Source organism: uncultured Acidovorax sp., from assembly GCF_964021665.1.
GTDB lineage: Bacteria > Pseudomonadota > Gammaproteobacteria > Burkholderiales > Burkholderiaceae_C > Acidovorax > Acidovorax temperans.
Genome location: NZ_CAXIAK010000012.1, coordinates 15601 through 31906, shown reverse-complemented (window position 1 = coordinate 31906; position 16306 = coordinate 15601). Strand labels below are relative to the sequence as shown.

The 16306-nt window shown below is 65.5% G+C and carries 15 protein-coding genes; 6 read left to right on the top strand and 9 right to left on the bottom strand.

Going from position 1 to position 16306, the window contains the following annotated elements:
* Window positions 1-158: 158 nt before the first annotated feature.
* Together AADJ04_RS04445 and alr are read right to left on the bottom strand one after the other, a co-directional pair.
* Window positions 159-956, bottom strand: coding sequence for a hypothetical protein (locus AADJ04_RS04445; RefSeq protein ID WP_341238891.1), 798 nt, complete (start codon window positions 954-956; stop codon window positions 159-161).
* 76 nt (window positions 957-1032) lie between these two features.
* Window positions 1033-2139: an alanine racemase gene (alr, locus tag AADJ04_RS04440; protein ID WP_066691117.1), complete on the bottom strand. Its 1107-nt coding sequence runs from the start codon at window positions 2137-2139 to the stop codon at window positions 1033-1035.
* 137 nt (window positions 2140-2276) lie between these two features.
* On the opposite strand from alr, the gene lplT reads away from it, so the two are divergent.
* The 4 genes from lplT (at window position 2277) to AADJ04_RS04420 (ending at window position 6062) form a co-directional block, all read left to right on the top strand.
* Window positions 2277-3581, top strand: a complete 1305-nt coding sequence (gene lplT / locus AADJ04_RS04435) for a lysophospholipid transporter LplT (protein WP_341238890.1) — start codon at window positions 2277-2279, stop codon at window positions 3579-3581.
* Between the two features lie 112 nt (window positions 3582-3693).
* Window positions 3694-4578, top strand: coding sequence for a DMT family transporter (locus tag AADJ04_RS04430; RefSeq protein ID WP_066690685.1), 885 nt, complete (start codon window positions 3694-3696; stop codon window positions 4576-4578).
* Window positions 4579-4651: 73 nt separating this feature from the next.
* The gene (locus AADJ04_RS04425; protein ID WP_341238889.1) at window positions 4652-5140 is read left to right on the top strand and encodes a glutathione peroxidase; all 489 of its coding nucleotides are present in this window, start codon (window positions 4652-4654) and stop codon (window positions 5138-5140) included.
* A 244-nt stretch (window positions 5141-5384) separates the two neighbouring features.
* Window positions 5385-6062 (top strand): DUF6680 family protein, encoded by a 678-nt coding sequence (locus AADJ04_RS04420; RefSeq protein ID WP_341238888.1) that lies wholly within the window; start codon window positions 5385-5387, stop codon window positions 6060-6062.
* Here AADJ04_RS04420 and AADJ04_RS04415 read toward each other — a convergent pair.
* The 3 genes from AADJ04_RS04415 to AADJ04_RS04405 all read right to left on the bottom strand — a co-directional run bounded on the left by AADJ04_RS04415 (window position 6056) and on the right by AADJ04_RS04405 (window position 8228).
* A complete protein-coding gene (locus AADJ04_RS04415) occupies window positions 6056-6790 on the bottom strand; it encodes a YafY family protein (protein ID WP_341238887.1) in 735 nt (244 codons plus the stop codon). The two genes, AADJ04_RS04420 and AADJ04_RS04415, sit on opposite strands and share 7 nt — an antisense overlap.
* A gap of 57 nt (window positions 6791-6847) precedes the next feature.
* Window positions 6848-7339, bottom strand: a complete 492-nt coding sequence (locus AADJ04_RS04410; RefSeq protein ID WP_341238886.1) for a GyrI-like domain-containing protein — start codon at window positions 7337-7339, stop codon at window positions 6848-6850.
* A gap of 91 nt (window positions 7340-7430) precedes the next feature.
* Window positions 7431-8228: a ProQ/FINO family protein gene (locus AADJ04_RS04405; RefSeq protein WP_341238885.1), complete on the bottom strand. Its 798-nt coding sequence runs from the start codon at window positions 8226-8228 to the stop codon at window positions 7431-7433.
* A 344-nt stretch (window positions 8229-8572) separates the two neighbouring features.
* Between AADJ04_RS04405 and AADJ04_RS04400 the strand changes: the two genes are divergently transcribed.
* Window positions 8573-9448 carry an ABC transporter substrate-binding protein gene (locus AADJ04_RS04400; protein ID WP_341238884.1) on the top strand — a complete coding sequence of 292 codons (876 nt, stop codon included), beginning with the start codon at window positions 8573-8575 and terminating at the stop codon, window positions 9446-9448.
* Complete coding sequence (locus tag AADJ04_RS04395; RefSeq protein ID WP_341238883.1) at window positions 9445-11973, top strand: EAL domain-containing protein; 2529 nt, start codon at window positions 9445-9447, stop codon at window positions 11971-11973. The genes AADJ04_RS04400 and AADJ04_RS04395 overlap by 4 nt, the downstream gene beginning before the upstream one ends.
* Before the next feature lie 252 nt (window positions 11974-12225).
* On the opposite strand, the gene AADJ04_RS04390 is transcribed toward AADJ04_RS04395, so the two are convergent.
* The 4 genes from AADJ04_RS04390 to AADJ04_RS04375 form a co-directional block, all read right to left on the bottom strand.
* Window positions 12226-13767: a methyl-accepting chemotaxis protein gene (locus tag AADJ04_RS04390; protein ID WP_341238882.1), complete on the bottom strand. Its 1542-nt coding sequence runs from the start codon at window positions 13765-13767 to the stop codon at window positions 12226-12228.
* Window positions 13768-13977, bottom strand: coding sequence for a Tar ligand binding domain-containing protein (locus tag AADJ04_RS04385; protein ID WP_341238881.1), 210 nt, complete (start codon window positions 13975-13977; stop codon window positions 13768-13770). It lies immediately after the preceding gene.
* Between the two features lie 204 nt (window positions 13978-14181).
* Entirely contained in the window at window positions 14182-15435 is a 1254-nt protein-coding gene (gene glcF, locus AADJ04_RS04380) for a glycolate oxidase subunit GlcF (RefSeq protein ID WP_341238880.1), read from the bottom strand.
* Between the two features lie 51 nt (window positions 15436-15486).
* Complete coding sequence (locus tag AADJ04_RS04375) at window positions 15487-16299, bottom strand: YoaK family protein (protein ID WP_066698558.1); 813 nt, start codon at window positions 16297-16299, stop codon at window positions 15487-15489.
* Window positions 16300-16306: the final 7 nt, after the last annotated feature.

The following is a 16306-nucleotide window of genomic DNA, read 5'->3' as shown; positions in this document are numbered from 1 at the left end:
GCAGGCCTCCAGTGCCGAGCATCCTAGGCAATGTCCATGAACATTGCCTCCACTACGGGATTGGCGGGCGATCCAAAACGCTACACTTTTAATAGCTACCTGCGCTTGATGGGCGGGCGCTATCAGCCATTTTCATCCTCATCTGACGGGCGTACGCTTCAGCCACCCTGCAGCACCCGCACCGCTTCGGGCAGCGAATCCACCTGCGGCAGGAAGTGGTCGATGGTGGCGCCCAGCAGCACGGTGCACAGCAGCGCGCCCAAAAGGGGCTTCCAGGTCAGGCGCACGGCGGCGGTGAGCCAGCCTTCGCGTTCCACCCGTGTGGCCACGCGCACGGCGGCCACGGAAAAGGCCAGCTCCACCGCCACGGCCAGCAGCACGTCCCAGCTGAAGAACAGCATGGCCAGCGCGCCCGCACCGGCCAGAATGGCAGCGCCGATCAGAAAGATGGCCACCACCGGAATGATCACCACGGCGCCTTCGTCGGCGCTGCCCAGGCCATCCAGCGCGCCGCTGGCCAGGTCGCCCAGGCCTTTACTGGATTCCGCGCTGTCGGCCACATCGCTCATGCGGGGCATTTCGGGCGCGCGGGTACCGCCACTGCGGGGCACGGAGCGGGCCAGGTCGGCCACGTCCACCGCCACATCCAGGGCATCGCCCGCATCGGCACTGCCGTGTTCCTCCTCGTCATCGAGCAGGCGCGCAGCCCACCAGCGCAGCACCAGCAGATAAATGCCATAGCCCACGGCCAGCGTGATGGCGTAGCGCACCGACAGCAGGTGCACGCCCGCCTGCTTTTGCAACCAGGCGGCCAGCAACATGCCCAGCAGCGTGAGGGTGCCGATGCACAGGCCATGCCAGCGCAGGCTGTGGCATTGCTCAAGGTCGTGGGCCACATCGCGCGCGGTCAGGCGCACAGAGGTCCAGCGGCGGCGTGGGGAGCGGCGGGTGGTCATGGGGCCGCACTATAAGTGCGGCGGCTTGCACGGCAAGGCGAACCAACGACGTGATACGTCGAACGGCGCTGCCGTATCAGTCCACCACCACCGGCACCCGCTGCGCCAGCGCGCACATCAGCTCATAGCCCACGGTGCCTGCGGCGCGGGCCACTTCGTCAATGCCCAGCACCTCGCCGTTGCTGGCTCGGCCCCACAGCGTGACTTCGCTGCCCATGCCCACGGGCACACCGGCCTGCTGCAGGGGGGTGAGGTCCACGGTAATCATGTCCATGCTCACGCGGCCCACCAGGCGGGTGCGCACGCCGTTCACCAGCACCGGCGTGCCAGTGTCGCAGTGGCGCGGGTAGCCGTCGGCATAGCCGCAGGCGGCCACCCCGATGGTGAGCGGCCCTTCGGCCGTGAAGCGCGAGCCATAGCCCACGGTGTCGCCCGCCTGCAGTTGCTGGGTGGCCAGCAGCCGGGTCGATAGCGTCATGGAGGGCTGCAGGCCCCAGTGGGCGGCGGTGTTCTCTGGGCAGTCGGGCGCGCTGCCGTACACCACGATGCCGGCGCGCACCCAGTCGGCGCGCACCCCGGCATCGGCCGCGTGGCGCAGGGTGGCGGCGCTGTTGCTCAGGCTGCGCTCGCCGGGCAGGTCTTGCGTGGCGGTGTTGAAGGCGGCCATCTGGTGGGCAATGCCGCGCGGGCCGTCGGCGTCGCTGAAGTGCGTCATGTACGAGATTTCATCCACCTGCGGCAGCGCGTTCAGCCGCGCCCAGGCGGCGCGGTAGCGGGCAGGCGTGAAGCCCAGGCGGTTCATGCCCGAATTCATCTTGAGGAACACGCGGTGCGGCACCTGCGTCTTGTGCGCGGCCAGCCAGTCGATCTGCTCATCGCAGTGCACCGCGTGCCACAGGCCCAGGCGCGAGCACAGTTCCAGATCGCGCGGCTCGAACACACCTTCGAGCAGCAAGATGGGGCCACGCCAGCCCAGGGCGCGCACGCGCTCGGCCTCCGCCAGGTCCAGCAGGGCAAAGCCATCGGCCGCGCGCAGGCCTTCAAACACCCGCTCAATACCGTGCCCGTAGGCGTTGGCCTTGACCACGGCCCAGACTTTGGCATCGGGCACGGCGCTTTGCACGCGCTGGAGGTTGTGTTGCAGAGCAGCGGTGTGGATGTGGGCTTGGATAGGGCGTGGCATGGGGGTTTAACCGGGTGAACAGCCCCGGATTCTGTCACTGCCGCCGTTTATCCGCGTGATATAACCGCCGGTCACTTGCCACGGTTTTCTACTTTTACCAGGGCATCAGCGCCGCTGATGCAGCCACAAGCCCTCCGATGAAGCGCGGTTTCTACACGATCATGTCGGCGCAGTTTTTCAGCTCGCTGGCCGACAACGCACTCTTCGTGGCCGCCGTGGAGTTATTGCGCACAGAAGGCGCGCCCGAGTGGCAACGCGCCGCCCTGGTGCCCATGTTTGCCCTGTTCTACGTGGTGCTGGCCCCGTTTGTGGGCGCCTTTGCCGACGCACTGCCCAAGGGCAAAGTCATGTTCATCAGCAACGCCATCAAGGTGGTGGGCTGCCTGATGATGCTGTTTGGCTCGCACCCGCTCATGGCCTACGCGGTGGTGGGGCTGGGGGCGGCGGCCTATTCACCCGCCAAGTACGGCATCCTGACCGAGCTGCTGCCCGCGTCGCAACTGGTCAAGGCCAATGGCTGGATCGAGGGGCTGACGATTGCCTCCATCATCCTGGGCGTGCTGCTGGGCGGGCAACTGGTGGGGCAACACCTGTCGGTGCTGCTGCTGAGCATTGACATCCCCCTGATCGACACCGGCGTAGACACCGCCGCCGAATCGGCCATTGCTGCGCTGATCCTCGTGTACATGGTCGCCGCCTGGTTCAACACCCGCATTCCGCACACCGGCGTGGAAATGCGCCCCCTGCGCACCAACCCCTCGCGCAACGTGCTAGCCAACACGCTGGCGCTGCTGCCCGACTTCTGGGCCTGCAACAACCGCCTGTGGCGCGACAAGCTGGGGCAGATTTCGCTGTCCACCACCACCCTGTTCTGGGGCGCGGGCGGCAACCTCAAGTTCATCGTGCTGGCCTGGGCCGCTGTAGCGCTGGGCTACAACACCACGCAGGCATCGGCCCTCACGGGCGTGGTGGCCATTGGCACGGCCGTGGGCGCGGTGGTGGCATCCATGCGCATGCGGCTCGATGCCGCCACCAAGGTCATCCCGCTGGGCATTGCCATGGGGCTGCTGCTCATCCTGATGGTGTTCATCAACAACATCTGGCTGGCGATTCCGTTTTTGATTTTGCTGGGCGGCTTGGGCGGCTACCTGGTGGTGCCCATGAATGCGCTGCTGCAGCACCGGGGCCACAACCTGATGGGCGCGGGTCGCTCGATTGCGGTGCAAAACTTCAACGAACAGGCCTGCATCCTGGGCCTGGGCGCGTTCTACAGCCTCTCGCTCAAGCTGGGGCTGTCGGTGTTCGGCGCCATCACCGCGTTTGGTCTGGTGGTGGCGGGCACCATGTGGCTGATCCGCCGCTGGCACATCAGCAACTGCCACCGCCACCGTGAAGAGGTGGAACACCTGCTGCATATTGCGCGGCAGGACCACCACCACTGATACGGGCTGGCCTTCCAGCGCATGAGCCCGCCGCAGGCGCAGGCCTGCGCGCCAATCACTTCAATTTTGATAGCTGCTGGCGCTTACCCCATAAGCGCTGGTGACCGATTTGATGCACAACTTTTTACCCGTCCTCGCGCTGGTGTTCAACGCCTTCGTCTGGGGTGTTTCCTGGTGGCCGTTTCGGCAACTGCACGGCGCCGGGTTGCACCCCCTGTGGGCTACGGCACTGATGTACGCGCTGGCCGTGGGTGGCCTGCTGCTGGCGCGCCCTGGCTTGCTCGCGCGCACCTTGCAGCACCCAGCCCTGTGGCTGCTGGCCCTGTCGTCGGGCCTGACCAATGTGGCCTTCAACTGGGCGGTGACGGTGGGCGACGTGGTGCGGGTGGTGCTGCTGTTTTATCTGATGCCCGCCTGGTCGGTGCTGCTGGCCTGGCGCGTGCTGGGCGAGCGCCCTACGCGCATGGCCGTGGTGCGGCTGGTGATGGCATTTGCGGGCGTGGCCCTGGTGCTGGTGCCTGCGGATGCGTCCATTGAACGCATGGTGGGCCACTTGTCGGGGGCCGACCTGCTGGCCCTGGCCGGGGGCTTTTGCTTTGCGCTGACCAATGTCACTCTGCGCCGCCTGCACCAGCTGCCCAGCGAATCGCGCATGCTGGCCATGTTTGGCGGCGGCGCACTCATGGCCACGGCCAGCGCCTGCGCGGGCTTGCTGGCGGGCTTTGTCACGCCGGTGCCCGCTTTGGCCATGGGCTGGGTCGTGGTCGCGCTACTGCTGGCCACGGCCTTTTTACTGAGCAACTACGCGCTGCAGTACGGCGCCACGCGGCTGGCGGCAGGCACCACGGCGCTCATCATGCTGTCCGAGGTGGTGTTTGCCAGCGTGTCGTCGGTGCTGCTGACGGACACCGCTCTGGACGCGCGCACCGTGCTGGGCGGCAGCCTGATCGTGTCGGCCGCCCTTCTGGCCACGCTGCGCTGGCCCCGAAAAGCCTGACACGCCCGCAGAAACAGCGGCGCCGATACGATGGGTGCAGTCACCAAACTGTTCATCCCACCGAGACTTGCCCATGCCCCAAGACATTTACGCATTTGACGCCCAGGACATCCAAGGCCAGCGCGTGGCGCTGGAACAGTTTCGGGGCAAGGTGCTGCTGATCGTGAACACCGCCAGCGCCTGCGGCTTCACGCCCCAGTTTGCGGGGCTGGAGCAGTTGCACCAAACCTATGCAGACCGCGGACTGGTGGTGCTGGGGTTTCCCTGCAACCAGTTTGGCAGCCAGGACCCCGGCAGCAACGACGAGATTGCCAGCTTCTGCCAGCTCAACTACGGCGTGAGCTTTCCGATGATGGCCAAGATCAACGTGAACGGCGCCAACGCCTCGCCCCTGTACCAATGGCTCACCGCTGAAGCCCCCGGTCTGCTGGGCAGCAAAGCCATCAAGTGGAACTTCACCAAGTTCCTGGTCGGCAAAGACGGCCGGGTGATCCGCCGCTACGCACCGCAGGATGCGCCGAAAAAGCTGGCGGGGGATATTGAGGCGGCGCTGGCAGGTTAAGAGGGCCCAGCCTGTGGAGTCCCGCCACTACTGGGGCGATGTGGCTCCAGGGATGTGCGGCATTTTTACCTATCTGGGCCCAACTGCTGCTTCTGACTATGAGCAAACACGCTGGGATGATGCCAAAACAGGCATCAGATGCTCCCTTTGTGGCTATTTCAGGCTGACCGCGCTCCCTAGAATTGCCTAACTATTAGGGAGTGACGACGCCCCCTGCTCATTGGACACATTAAGCCTGTACAAAATGCAAACACTGTTCCTTGGCCTTGAGTTGAAAGACTGGGCAACCATAGTCGCCGCTCTACTTGGGCCTGTACTCGCGGTTCAGGCTCAAAAGGCCGTCGAGTCGCTCCGAGAGAGACAACGGCGGAAGGCATTTCTATTTGAGCAATTGATGGCAACTCGGGTCGCACGACTTGCGCCTGAGCATGTGCGTGCACTGAACATGGTTGATCTCGTCTTCTATGGTGAGAGAGTTCTTGGAATTCAACGTAGATCAGCAAAGGAGCAGCGTGTCCTTGACACGTGGAAAGAGTATCACGATCACCTCAACAACAAAGTCGATAACGCCCAAATTCCTCTTTGGATCGCTCAAGGCGACGAGCTCTTTACAAACTTGCTCTACGCAGTTGCGCAGGACATCGGATTCAAGTTTGACCGGGTTCAACTAAAACGCGGTGCGTATTCGCCTGTAGCCCATGGAGAAATTGAAGCCGAGCAAACAGAACTGCGTAAGGCAACCTTGTCACTGTTAACGGGCAAACACGCCCTCAATATGAACGTTGTCTCCTTCCCTGTAGATCCAGAGGCTCTTGCAGCCAACAAGGCAGCCGTTCAGAACATCGGAAAGGCTCTGGAAACAGGTGCCCTGCAAGCCGAGCTGAAACCGAAGGAGCGACCAAGCGGTCCATCCCATCAATAACGCCCATCTGCCCCCGGTGCAGCCACGCACTCCAGCGGCCACCCGTCCCTCTCTGCCTCCACCTTGCGCAGCAGGTCGGCCAGCGTTTTGCCGGGCTCTTGCCGAAAGCGCTCGGACAATACCGTGAAGGCCGCGATGCGGTCGATGCGAAAGCCCCGGAAGTCGTTGCGCAGCTCGCACCAGGCTGACAAGGTCCACACCTTGCCCCAGTAAAAGCAGCCCAGCGGCCGCAGCCTGCGCAGGCTGGGGCGGCCCTGCACATCGGCGTAGTCAATTTCCACCACATGGCAGCTTTGCACAGCCTCGCGCAGCGCCTGCAGGGTGGCCTGGGCGCGGGCGTCGAGCCCCACCATGGGCGCGTACAGCGCCTGGGCTTCGGCTGCCAGCCGGGCTGCGGGGGGTAGCACCGACAGGATCTTGCCCAGCGCCCCCTCCACCTCGCGCGCGAGGCCCGGGTCCAGCCAGGCTTGCGCCAGGCGGGCTGCGGCCACCAGGGCATTCGCCTCACCTTGGCTGAACATGAGCGGGGGCAGCTCAAACCCCGCCCCCAGGCGGTAGCCCACGCCCGCTTCGCCTTCGATGGGCACGCCCTGGTGCTGCAGGTCGGCCACGTCGCGGTAGATGGTGCGTTGCGAGACCTCGAGTCGCTCGGCCAGGAAGGCGGCGGTGGACAGGCGCCGCCCGCGGATGAGCTGCACGATCTGGAACAGGCGGTCAGCGCGGCGCATGTTTTGAGCAAAAACAGGCTATAGCGCTTATGCAACAAGCGCCATTAGCTACATATTTCATAGCAAATCACCCCGCACACCAATGTGAAGCGCCACATGGTACGGGCCCGAGTAGGCCTCGAAGTCGGTGCCAAAGCGCCGCTGCACCTGCGGGTGGTCGGCAAAGTAGCGCCACACGGCGCCCCAGGCGTCGATGACCAGCTGGGGCATCTGGCCCTCGGCTTCAAACACCAGGTAGGTGTCGGCTTCAATGTCCACCGTGGTGGCGCCCTGTAAAGCCTGATGGTCTGCCGGGGCCGCCACACCGGCGGTCACGTCGAAGGCGCCATGCTGGTCTGAGGCATAGCCGCTGTAGACGCCAAACACCCGGCCATCGGCGCCGGGCGGGGGCAGCTTGTGTTCCCAGCTTTCGCTGAAGAAACGGTCCCAGAGCGGGCCGATGCGGGCGCTGGCCGGGTCGGCCTCGGCCGCATTGGTGGTGCGCACGGCGATCCCGGCGACGCGAAAAGCCGCCACGGTGGTCGCCTGGGGTGCGATGAAAGAGGACATTCCAACTCCCTGTATTTATTCACAGGGTTGGCATGGTGCCGCGTGGCTGCTGACACCGTGATGTCAGCAGCATGGCAGTGCTGTGGCGTGGTTACACCGCCGGGGCGCTGGCGGATGGGTTGCCCTGGGCGGCAGCGGCCAATTTGCGCGCGCGTTCGAGTTGCTGGCCGGTGCTGCGCGGGTCCATGCCATACATGTCGGCAAACTGCTCCAGCGTGCTGCCGCTGGCTTCAAAGGCGCGCAGCAGGGCTTCGGCCTTGGCGTTGCGGGCGGCCCATTCGGCAAAGGCTTCTTCGAGGATGGCATTGGCAGCGTCGTCGCGGCCCACCACCAGTTCGGTGTAGGCCTCACGCGTCAGGCCCGAGGCTTCGAACGCGGCAATGATGCGGTTGCGCAGCTTGGGCAGCAGGTCTTCGGTGGGGCGGCCCTTTTGGTTCTTGCGGCGGCGGTACACCTCCAGCAAGGCGTGGTGCACATGCTCGGGGGCCATGGCTTCCACAGGCTGGCCTTGCAGGTCATGGCGCTTTTCGCCAGCGGCCACGGCCTGCAGGTAGCGGGTGGAACGGGTGTGGATGCCCAGCGCCACCTTGAGGGCTTCGCGCTCAAACGCGTCGGGGTGGGCGGCCAGCAGGTCCTGGAAGATACCGCGCTTGAGCGGGCGGAACACCGCGCCAAACAAGTGGGGGTACAGGCCCGCCAGTTGTTCCAGTACGGGGTGGGGAGTGCGGGGGGCTTTGGCCACGCCAGGGGCGGCATCCGGCGTGGTGGCCGCGGGTGCAGGGTTGCGGGGGCGCTGGCGCTTGCCGCCACGGCGGGCACGGCCGGCCCCGGTAGCGGCGGCATCAACAGATGCGGGAGCGGGAGAGGGGGACGAAGAATCGGCAGACATGGTCGTGGCAATCAGGCCGCAGGCAGGCTGCAGCAGCGGACGGAGAAAACAACCCCGCATCATCCCAGATTTCCCTGCAGAGGATCCCGAGGCGATTTCTGTCGCGCATGGCAGGCGGGCACCTGCGCGACTTGCCACTTAGGAGTTCCCCCTCTTTTGACCAAAACATATGCCCTGGGTTGGACACACTCGCTTACCATTGGGCAATGCATTCCGCTGTGCCCCACACCGCTGACTCCCCCGGCAAACGTTCCGGGTGGCGGGGGACTTGCATTGCACTTGCCCTGGCCTCTTGCGCCGCGCTGTTGAGCGCGTGCGGCGCCCGCTATGAGGCCCCGCTGACGGTGGGCACCAACACGTGGACGGGTTACGAGCCCCTGTACCTGGCGCGCGACCTGGGCCTGCACGAGGGCCTTCCCCTGCGCCTGGTGGAGCTAGGCTCCACCACGCAGAGCATGGATGGGCTGCGCACCGGCCGGCTCGACATGGCGGGGCTGACGCTGGACGAAGCCCTCACGCTGGTCCAGGAAGGCATTCCCATCAAAGTGATCTGGGTCTTGGACATTTCCCAGGGCGCCGACGCGCTGGTGGCCCGCTACGGGGTGGCCGGGCTGGCGGACCTGCGCGGCCGCAAGGTGGGGGTGGAACAAACGGCCGTGGGTGCCTACATGCTGAATGCAGCCTTGGCAAATGCTGGGCTGCGCACCACCGACATCACCGTAGTGCCCCTGCCACTGGACGAACACCTGACGGCCTGGCGCGAAAGCCAGGTGGACGCGCTCGTGACCTTCGACCCGGTGCTGCAGGTCTTGCGGGGCGAAGGCGCGCCGGTGCTGTTTGACAGCAGCGCCATCCCCGGTGAAATCGTGGACGTGCTGGTGGCGCGCACCGACGCGCTGGCCTGCTGCACCCAGCGCATCTCCCAACTGCTGGCCGCCCACGAACGCGCCCTGGCCCACCTGGGTACCGCGCGGGAGGACGCTCTGCGGCGGATGGCGCCCCGCCTGGGCCTCACCCCGACAGAGATGGATGCAGCCTTCAGCGGTATCGAGCTACCAGACGCCGCCGCCAACCGTACGCTGATGAGCGCAACAGACTCGCGGCTGGCCGCCTCGGCGCAGCGCATGGCGCTCACCATGCTCGAACAGGGCTTGCTGCAAAGGCGGGTAGACACCACCCACCTGATCGACGACCGCTTCGTACGCGGCACAACCCCATGACAGCGCCCCACCCGGAGCCCGCAGTCGCCACCCACACCGTGCGGGTGTTCAATCTGCGCCTGTGGCTGCCCCTGTCGCTCATCATTGCCAGCGCGGTGATGGCCTTGATTCTGATTGCAGACCAGCAACGGCATTACGCCCAGGACCTGCAGCGATTTGCCGACCACACGGCGCACGCGGAACTGCTGGAAACCCAGCGGGCCTTGGAGACCGTTCTGCGCCGCAACGATGGCAGCGGTACGGTGGGCATTGTTTCGCAGCTGGGCCTGAACCCTGCCGTTGCCTATGCCGCCCTGGTGGGCCCAGACGGCAAAGTCATTGCCGCCACCCGCTTTGCCTGGAAGGGCCGCACCGCAGCGGAACACCTACCCGGCTACACCGAAGACGCCGTGCGGCAGGTTCGCCGGGCGCAGCGTGAGCTCTTGACGCTGGACCGTGCGCAGCTGCGACTGACGGCAGTGGCCCCGGTCACCATGGGCCTGCAGTCTGGCGAAGTGCGCGCCACGCGCCAGGGCATGCTGTGGATTGACTATGACCTGCGCCCAGTGGCCGCAGAAACCTGGAACCAGCTCCGTACACAGGCAGTGGTGCTGGCGATGGCCGTGCTGCTTGGTTCGCTGGGCCTGCTGGCCTTGGCGCACTGGGGCATTCTGCGGCCCGTGGCCGCGCTGCGTGCAGGCATGGAACGCATTGGCGCAGGCGATTTCACCCACCTGCCACGCCTGCAGGGCAGTGGCGATCTCCACGACCTGGGCCAGGCCCTTGAAAAGATGGCGAGCGAACTGCAGGCACGCAACACGGCGCTGGCCGAAAGCGAGGCCCGCTTCCGGCAACTGTCAGACGCCTCCTTTGAAGCCATCATCCTGCACGAAAACGGACGCATCACCGATGCGAACGCGGCCGCTGACCGCCTCATGGGCGTTGCGCCCGGAGGGCTGGTGGGCACGGCCATGCTCTCCTGGGTCTCCCCCCCCTTTCTGGAGCGCACCATTCAACGCACCACGCAGGGCATGGAAGGCGTGTGGGAAGTGGAGCTGCAAGATGCACAAGGGCAAGCCATCCCCTGCGAATGCAGCGTACGCCGCCGCCAGCTGGACAATCGTCAGGTGCGAGTGGTGGCGGTGCGCGACATCCGCACCCGCCTCGCGGCCGAGGCCGAAATCCGCCAACTGGCCCATTTCGACGCGTTGACCGGGCTGAGCAACCGGCGCTCGTTGCTCGAACAAGTCGTGCAAGAGCTGGCAGCGGCCGATCTGCAACCGCGCCGCGCAGCCCTGGCCACCATCAACATCAACGCCTTCCAGTCCGTCAACGACTCGCTCGGCATGGCCGCTGGCGACACCGTGCTGCGCACCATGGCACGGCGGCTGAGCGCGCTGCAGAGCCAGGGCCAAAGGCTGGCCCGGGTGGATGGTGACACCTTCGCCCTGCTGCTGTGCGACCTGCAAGGCGATCTGAACCAGGCATCGGCCGAAGCTGCACGCACCATCGAACGCTTGCTGGCTGCGATTGCCGAGCCGCTGGAAGTGCAGGGCCAGGTGCTGCACCTGTCTGCCGGAGCAGGTGTGGTGATGATTCCCAACGACAGCCGCGACGCGCCCGAGCTGCTGCGCGAAGCAGAAACCGCCATGCACCGTGCCAAGGATGCGGGCGACAGCCGCGTGTACTTTTTCGCCCATGCCTTGCAGGAAGCCGCCAGCGAACGCCTGGCGCTGCGCAGTGACCTGCGCCGAGCGTTGGAAGCCAAGCCCGCGCCGCTGCTGTTGCACTACCAGCCGCAGGTGGACAGTCAGGGCCGCCTGGCCGGTGTAGAGGCCCTGGTGCGCTGGCAAGACCCGCGCCGTGGCCTGGTGTCGCCCGTGCATTTCATCCCCGAAGCCGAAGCCAGCGGCCTGATCGTGCCCCTGGGCAACTGGGTGCTGGAAGAAGCTGCCACCACCCTGCACCGGTGGCAAAACGATCCCGCCTGCACTCCGTGGGCTACGAAGCTGACGATGGCTGTGAACGTGAGTGCCCGTCAGTTCCGGGAGGCGGACTTCATCGGCCGCATTGAATCGCTGATCGCCCGTGTGGGTATCGACGCCTTTTCGCTGGAGTTGGAATTGACGGAAAGCGTGCTGGTGGACGATCTGGAGGCCACGCTGGAAAAAATGGCCCAGCTGCGCAGCCACGGTGTGCGCTTCGCGCTCGACGACTTCGGCACGGGGTATTCCAGCCTGGCCTACCTCAAGCGCCTGCCGATTGACGTTCTGAAGATCGACCGCTCGTTCACCATGGACATCGACGCCCCCGAGCACAGCGGCCAAGGCAAACGCCCAGCGGTGCTGATCGACGCCATCGTGGCCATGGCCCACCAGCTGGATTTGCGCGTGCTGGCCGAGGGGGTGGAGACCCTGGCCCAGCAAGAACGGTTGCTGCGCTCTGGCTGCGACCTGTTCCAGGGCTACCGCTTCAGCCGCCCACTGCCCGAGGCAGAGTTCCGCGCCTGGGCGGCGGCGCAGCAGTCAGCCAGGTTGCCAAGGTAACTTCTGCAGCAGACCCCCTGTTCCCAACAGGCAGGGAACATTACCGTTTGAGATCGTTGTCCAGTCCGACCCCGGTACGCCGCTAGATCAGGCGGGCGAGATGAGAAACGGGGGAAACCAGACAGTTCTGCAAGCTACAGAAACACTCGCACCGCAGGATGCGTCACTACATCAAGCGCGTTCGACGTGCGCAGAGCCAGCTACAGCACCATGCCGCCCGCTTTGAAGCGGGCGGGTCACCTCAGCAAAGCGTCAGAACGATTCCCAATGGTCGTCAGAAGCCGTGGCCTTGGCCGGCGCTGCCACAGCGGGCTTTGGTGCGGCAGCAGGTGCATGGCGCACCGCAGGTGCCGGCGCACGCTGAACGGCTGGAGCCCGTGCAGGCGCAGGCGCAGGCGCAGGTGCAAAGGCTGGGGCAGGCATGGCCTTGGGCTGACTCAAGGCTTCGCCCGCCATGCGGAAGACGGCCATGGCACGCACCAAGGCTGCGGCCTGGTTTTCCAGGCTGCTGGCGGCGGCGGCCATTTCTTCCACCAGAGCAGCGTTTTGCTGTGTGCCCTGGTCGATGACGGTGACCGCCTCGGCAATCTGCTGCACACCACGGCTTTGCTCTTCGCTGGATGCGCTGATCTCACCCATCAGGGCCGTCACGCGGCGGATGGCATCGACCACTTCGGTCATCGTGGCGCCCGCCTCGTTGACCTGCGTGCTTCCCTGGTGAACCTGCAGGGCGCTGGCGGTGATCAGCTCCTTGATCTCCTTGGCCGCGGTGGCCGTGCGCTGCGACAAGGTACGCACCTCGGCTGCCACCACCGCAAAGCCCCGGCCCTGCTCGCCCGCGCGGGCGGCTTCCACCGCCGCATTCAGCGCCAGGATGTTGGTCTGGAAGGCAATGGAGTCAATCACCCCGATGATGTTGCTGATGCGGTTGCTACTGTCGTGGATGCCCTTCATGGTGTTCACCACGTTGCTCACCACCGTGCCACCCTGCTCTGCCACCCGGGCAGCTTCCTTGGCGAGCTGGTCGGCTCGACGGGCGCTTTCGGCGTTCTGCCGCACGGCGGCGCCCATTTCGTCCATCGACGCGGCCGTTTGCTGCAGCGCTGCGGCCTGCTGCTCGGTGCGGGCGGACAAATCGTGGTTGCCCGCAGAGATTTCACGGCTCGCGGCAGACACGCTTTCTGCACTCTGGCGAACGGTGCCCACCACTTCGGCGAGGCGCTCGCGCATGTTGCGCAGGCCCGCCATGATGCTGGCTTTGTCCCCCTCGCGGGTCAGCACCTCCACACCCAGATCACCGTTGGCCACGGCCAGCGCCACGCGCTTGAGGTCGGGCGGGTCTGCCCCCAGGTCGCGCACCACCGCGCGCAGGTACAACCCCAGGCCCGAAAGGCAGGCCACCACCAGCACCATCACCGCCACGGCGATGTTGCGGTCGGCAGCGGCCAGGCTTTTCACCTCGTTGATGGCCAGGGACAGGCGCTGGCTCTGGCGCTTTTTTTCACTATCCAGCACGGTGAGAATTTTGTTGCGCGCAGGGATGGTGCGATCCACCAGGAAGGCGAACGCTTCATCCTTCTTGCCGTCCTGGATGAGGCGCAGGTTTTCCTCTCCCACCTTCCAGAACTCGTTCACCAAGCCTTGCAAGGGCACGAACGCCTGGCGACCTTCGTCATCGAACATCCCCTGGCCCAGCCCTTCCATGGCACCAGCAATGGTTTTGCGCTTGTCTGCAATATCGGCCAGCGTGGCTTCCAGTTCCTGGGGGTTGCGCGCCAGAATGGCGTGGCGCAACTACAGCGATACGCGGGTGACGTTCAGTTCCATCTCCGAGATGCGCTGCAGCTGGGGTACGTTGGCGGTGCGCACCGAATCCGCATCGTCGCTGATGCGGCTCATCATCAACCAGATGGCCACCGCCACAGCGGCAAGCAGCACAAACATCACGCCGTTGATCAACAGCAAGCGCTGGCCCAACGTCCAGGCATGGCGATGGTTATTCATGGAATCTCCCACAGCACTACCGCCCGATCACCAGGGCTGTAGGTGTTGAAACTGTGTAAATGAACGTTTCAACTCTACTTTCTTTGGCGCCCCCGAACAATCAAGCTGCGCACTTTGGAGATAGTGTTGGGCCGGCGCGACGACGTGCCCGCCAACCGTGTCCGAGCAGCAAATCAGGCAAACGCAGCAGCGCCGTGCGAGAGATCAGCGCTGCCTCAGGGCTTCGTCCAGCACCTCCACCCAGTGCCGTACCGGCGTGCCCGTGCCGCTTTGCAGGTGGGTGATGCAGCCGATGTTGGCCGAAAGGATCATGTCCGGCGGCTGCTCGCCGAAGGCTTCGTTCAGCACGCCCAACTTGCGGTCGCGCAGCTGGTGAGACAGTTCGGGGTTCAGCACCGAATACGTGCCCGCAGAGCCGCAGCACAGGTGCGCCTCGTTGCGGGCGGCGCGAAGCTTGAAGCCGAGCTGGTTCAGGTGCGACTCCACCCCACCGCGCAGCTTTTGCCCATGCTGCAGGGTGCAGGGGGGGTGGTAGGCGTACAGGGTGTCAGGCTGGCTCACACGGCCCTGCAGCTTGGCGGCCAGCTCGGGCAGCATGGCAGGCAGCAGTTCTGACAAGTCGCGTGTGAGGGCGCTGATGCGCTCGGCCTTGGCGGCGTATTGCGCATCGTCCTTGAGCAGGTGGCCGTATTCCTTCACCGTCACACCGCAGCCCGACGCGTTCATCACAATGGCCTCCACCCCGCCCTGCTCCACCAGGGGCCACCAGGCATCGATGTTGGCGCGCATCTCAGCCTTGCCGCCTTCCTGGTCGTTGAGGTGGAACTTCACCGCACCGCAGCACCCGGCCTTGGGCACGATGACCGACTGCACACCCACGGCGTCGAGCACACGGGCAGTGGCGGTGTTGATGTTGGGCATCATCGCGGGCTGCACGCAGCCGGCCAGCATGATGACCTTGCGCGCATGTTCACGCGTGGGCCAGGCCCCGGCGTCACGGGGGGCGGGCACCTTGGCCTTGAGTGCTTCGGGCAGCAGGCCGCGCACCATTTGCCCGGCCTTCATGGCGGGTGCGAACAAGGGCGAGGGCAGGCCTTCCTTCAGTGCCCAGCGCAGTGCCTTCTCGCCTGCAGGGCGAGGCACTTTTTCGTCCACGATCTTGCGGCCAATGTCCACCAGGTGGCCGTACTGCACGCCGCTGGGGCAGGTGCTTTCGCAGTTGCGACAGGTCAGGCACCGGTCCAGGTGCATCTGCGTGGCGCGCGTGGGCTCGGCGCCTTCCAGCACCTGCTTGATAAGGTAGATGCGGCCGCGCGGCCCGTCCAGCTCGTCGCCCAGCAGCTGGTAGGTGGGGCAGGTGGCGGTGCAAAAGCCGCAGTGCACGCACTTGCGCAGGATGGCTTCGGCTTCCTGGCCGTCGGGGCGGGCTGCGTATTCGGGGGCGAGTTGGGTCTGCATGGAGCGTGCCTGGAGATAACGGTAAAGATCGGGGGGTGTTGCGCCAGCGGTCTAGGGGCCTGCATCGGGCCCGGGCGGGCTGGCGTCGCCCGGCTGGGGGCCAGCGCGGCGCTGCAGCAGCAGTGCTCGCAACTTCTGGCGGTCAGCCCACAAAGGCGGCAACGACAAGGTAAGCAGCACCAGCGCCAGCGGCAACACAAAAATGAAACCCACGTACTTGAAGCCAGCAGCGCCCACCAGCCCGCCCACCAAAAACATGGCCGCCAGCCCGGCAAACAGGCGCAGCCGGTCGCGGTTCGCCTTTACATAGCGCTCAGGGGCGGTGCCGCTGCGGTTCCAGTAGAGCATCTTGCCCATTTCGATGCCCAGGTCAGTCACCACGCCGGTCATGTGCGTGGTGCGTATCTGAGCCGACGACATCTTGGTGACCACTGCGTTTTGCAGGCCCATGAGGTAGGCCAGCAGCAGCACCGTGAGGGGCACAGCAAACGGCGTGCGCCAGCCCAGCGTGATGGCCCCCACCAGGCCAAACAGCAGCATGAGGATGGCTTCGAGCAGCAACGGCAGCGCGTAGGTGCCGTGCAACTGGTGGTGGCGCGCCCAGTTCACCAGAATGGCCGTGCTGCCCGCCCCCGACATGAAGGCCCACAGCGTGCCCACCGCGCCCAGCACCAGCTTCATGTTGCCCAGCACCAGGTTGTCGGCCAGTGACGAGAGAAAGCCCGTCATGTGCGAGGTGTACATCTGCGCCACCAGAAAGCCGCCCGCATTCACGGCACCTGCATTGAAGGCCAGCAACAGGCCCAGCACCCGGTTGGTGGTGACCGTGCGGTGGTGGCCCGTGAGGTGGATCAGGTGGCGCATGGGTCGC

Excerpts from the sequence above, each read along its gene's own strand:
- AADJ04_RS04445 (WP_341238891.1), bottom strand. The coding sequence starts at position 956 with ATGACCACCCGCCGCTCCCCACGCCGCCGCTGGACCTCTGTGCGCCTG.
- alr (WP_066691117.1), bottom strand. The coding sequence starts at position 2,139 with ATGCCACGCCCTATCCAAGCCCACATCCACACCGCTGCTCTGCAACAC.
- lplT (WP_341238890.1), top strand. The coding sequence starts at position 2,277 with ATGAAGCGCGGTTTCTACACGATCATGTCGGCGCAGTTTTTCAGCTCG.
- AADJ04_RS04430 (WP_066690685.1), top strand. The coding sequence starts at position 3,694 with ATGCACAACTTTTTACCCGTCCTCGCGCTGGTGTTCAACGCCTTCGTC.
- AADJ04_RS04425 (WP_341238889.1), top strand. The coding sequence starts at position 4,652 with ATGCCCCAAGACATTTACGCATTTGACGCCCAGGACATCCAAGGCCAG.
- AADJ04_RS04420 (WP_341238888.1), top strand. The coding sequence starts at position 5,385 with ATGCAAACACTGTTCCTTGGCCTTGAGTTGAAAGACTGGGCAACCATA.
- AADJ04_RS04415 (WP_341238887.1), bottom strand. The coding sequence starts at position 6,790 with ATGCGCCGCGCTGACCGCCTGTTCCAGATCGTGCAGCTCATCCGCGGG.
- AADJ04_RS04410 (WP_341238886.1), bottom strand. The coding sequence starts at position 7,339 with ATGTCCTCTTTCATCGCACCCCAGGCGACCACCGTGGCGGCTTTTCGC.
- AADJ04_RS04405 (WP_341238885.1), bottom strand. The coding sequence starts at position 8,228 with ATGTCTGCCGATTCTTCGTCCCCCTCTCCCGCTCCCGCATCTGTTGAT.
- AADJ04_RS04395 (WP_341238883.1), top strand. The coding sequence starts at position 9,445 with ATGACAGCGCCCCACCCGGAGCCCGCAGTCGCCACCCACACCGTGCGG.
- AADJ04_RS04385 (WP_341238881.1), bottom strand. The coding sequence starts at position 13,977 with ATGAATAACCATCGCCATGCCTGGACGTTGGGCCAGCGCTTGCTGTTG.
- glcF (WP_341238880.1), bottom strand. The coding sequence starts at position 15,435 with ATGCAGACCCAACTCGCCCCCGAATACGCAGCCCGCCCCGACGGCCAG.
- AADJ04_RS04375 (WP_066698558.1), bottom strand. The coding sequence starts at position 16,299 with ATGCGCCACCTGATCCACCTCACGGGCCACCACCGCACGGTCACCACC.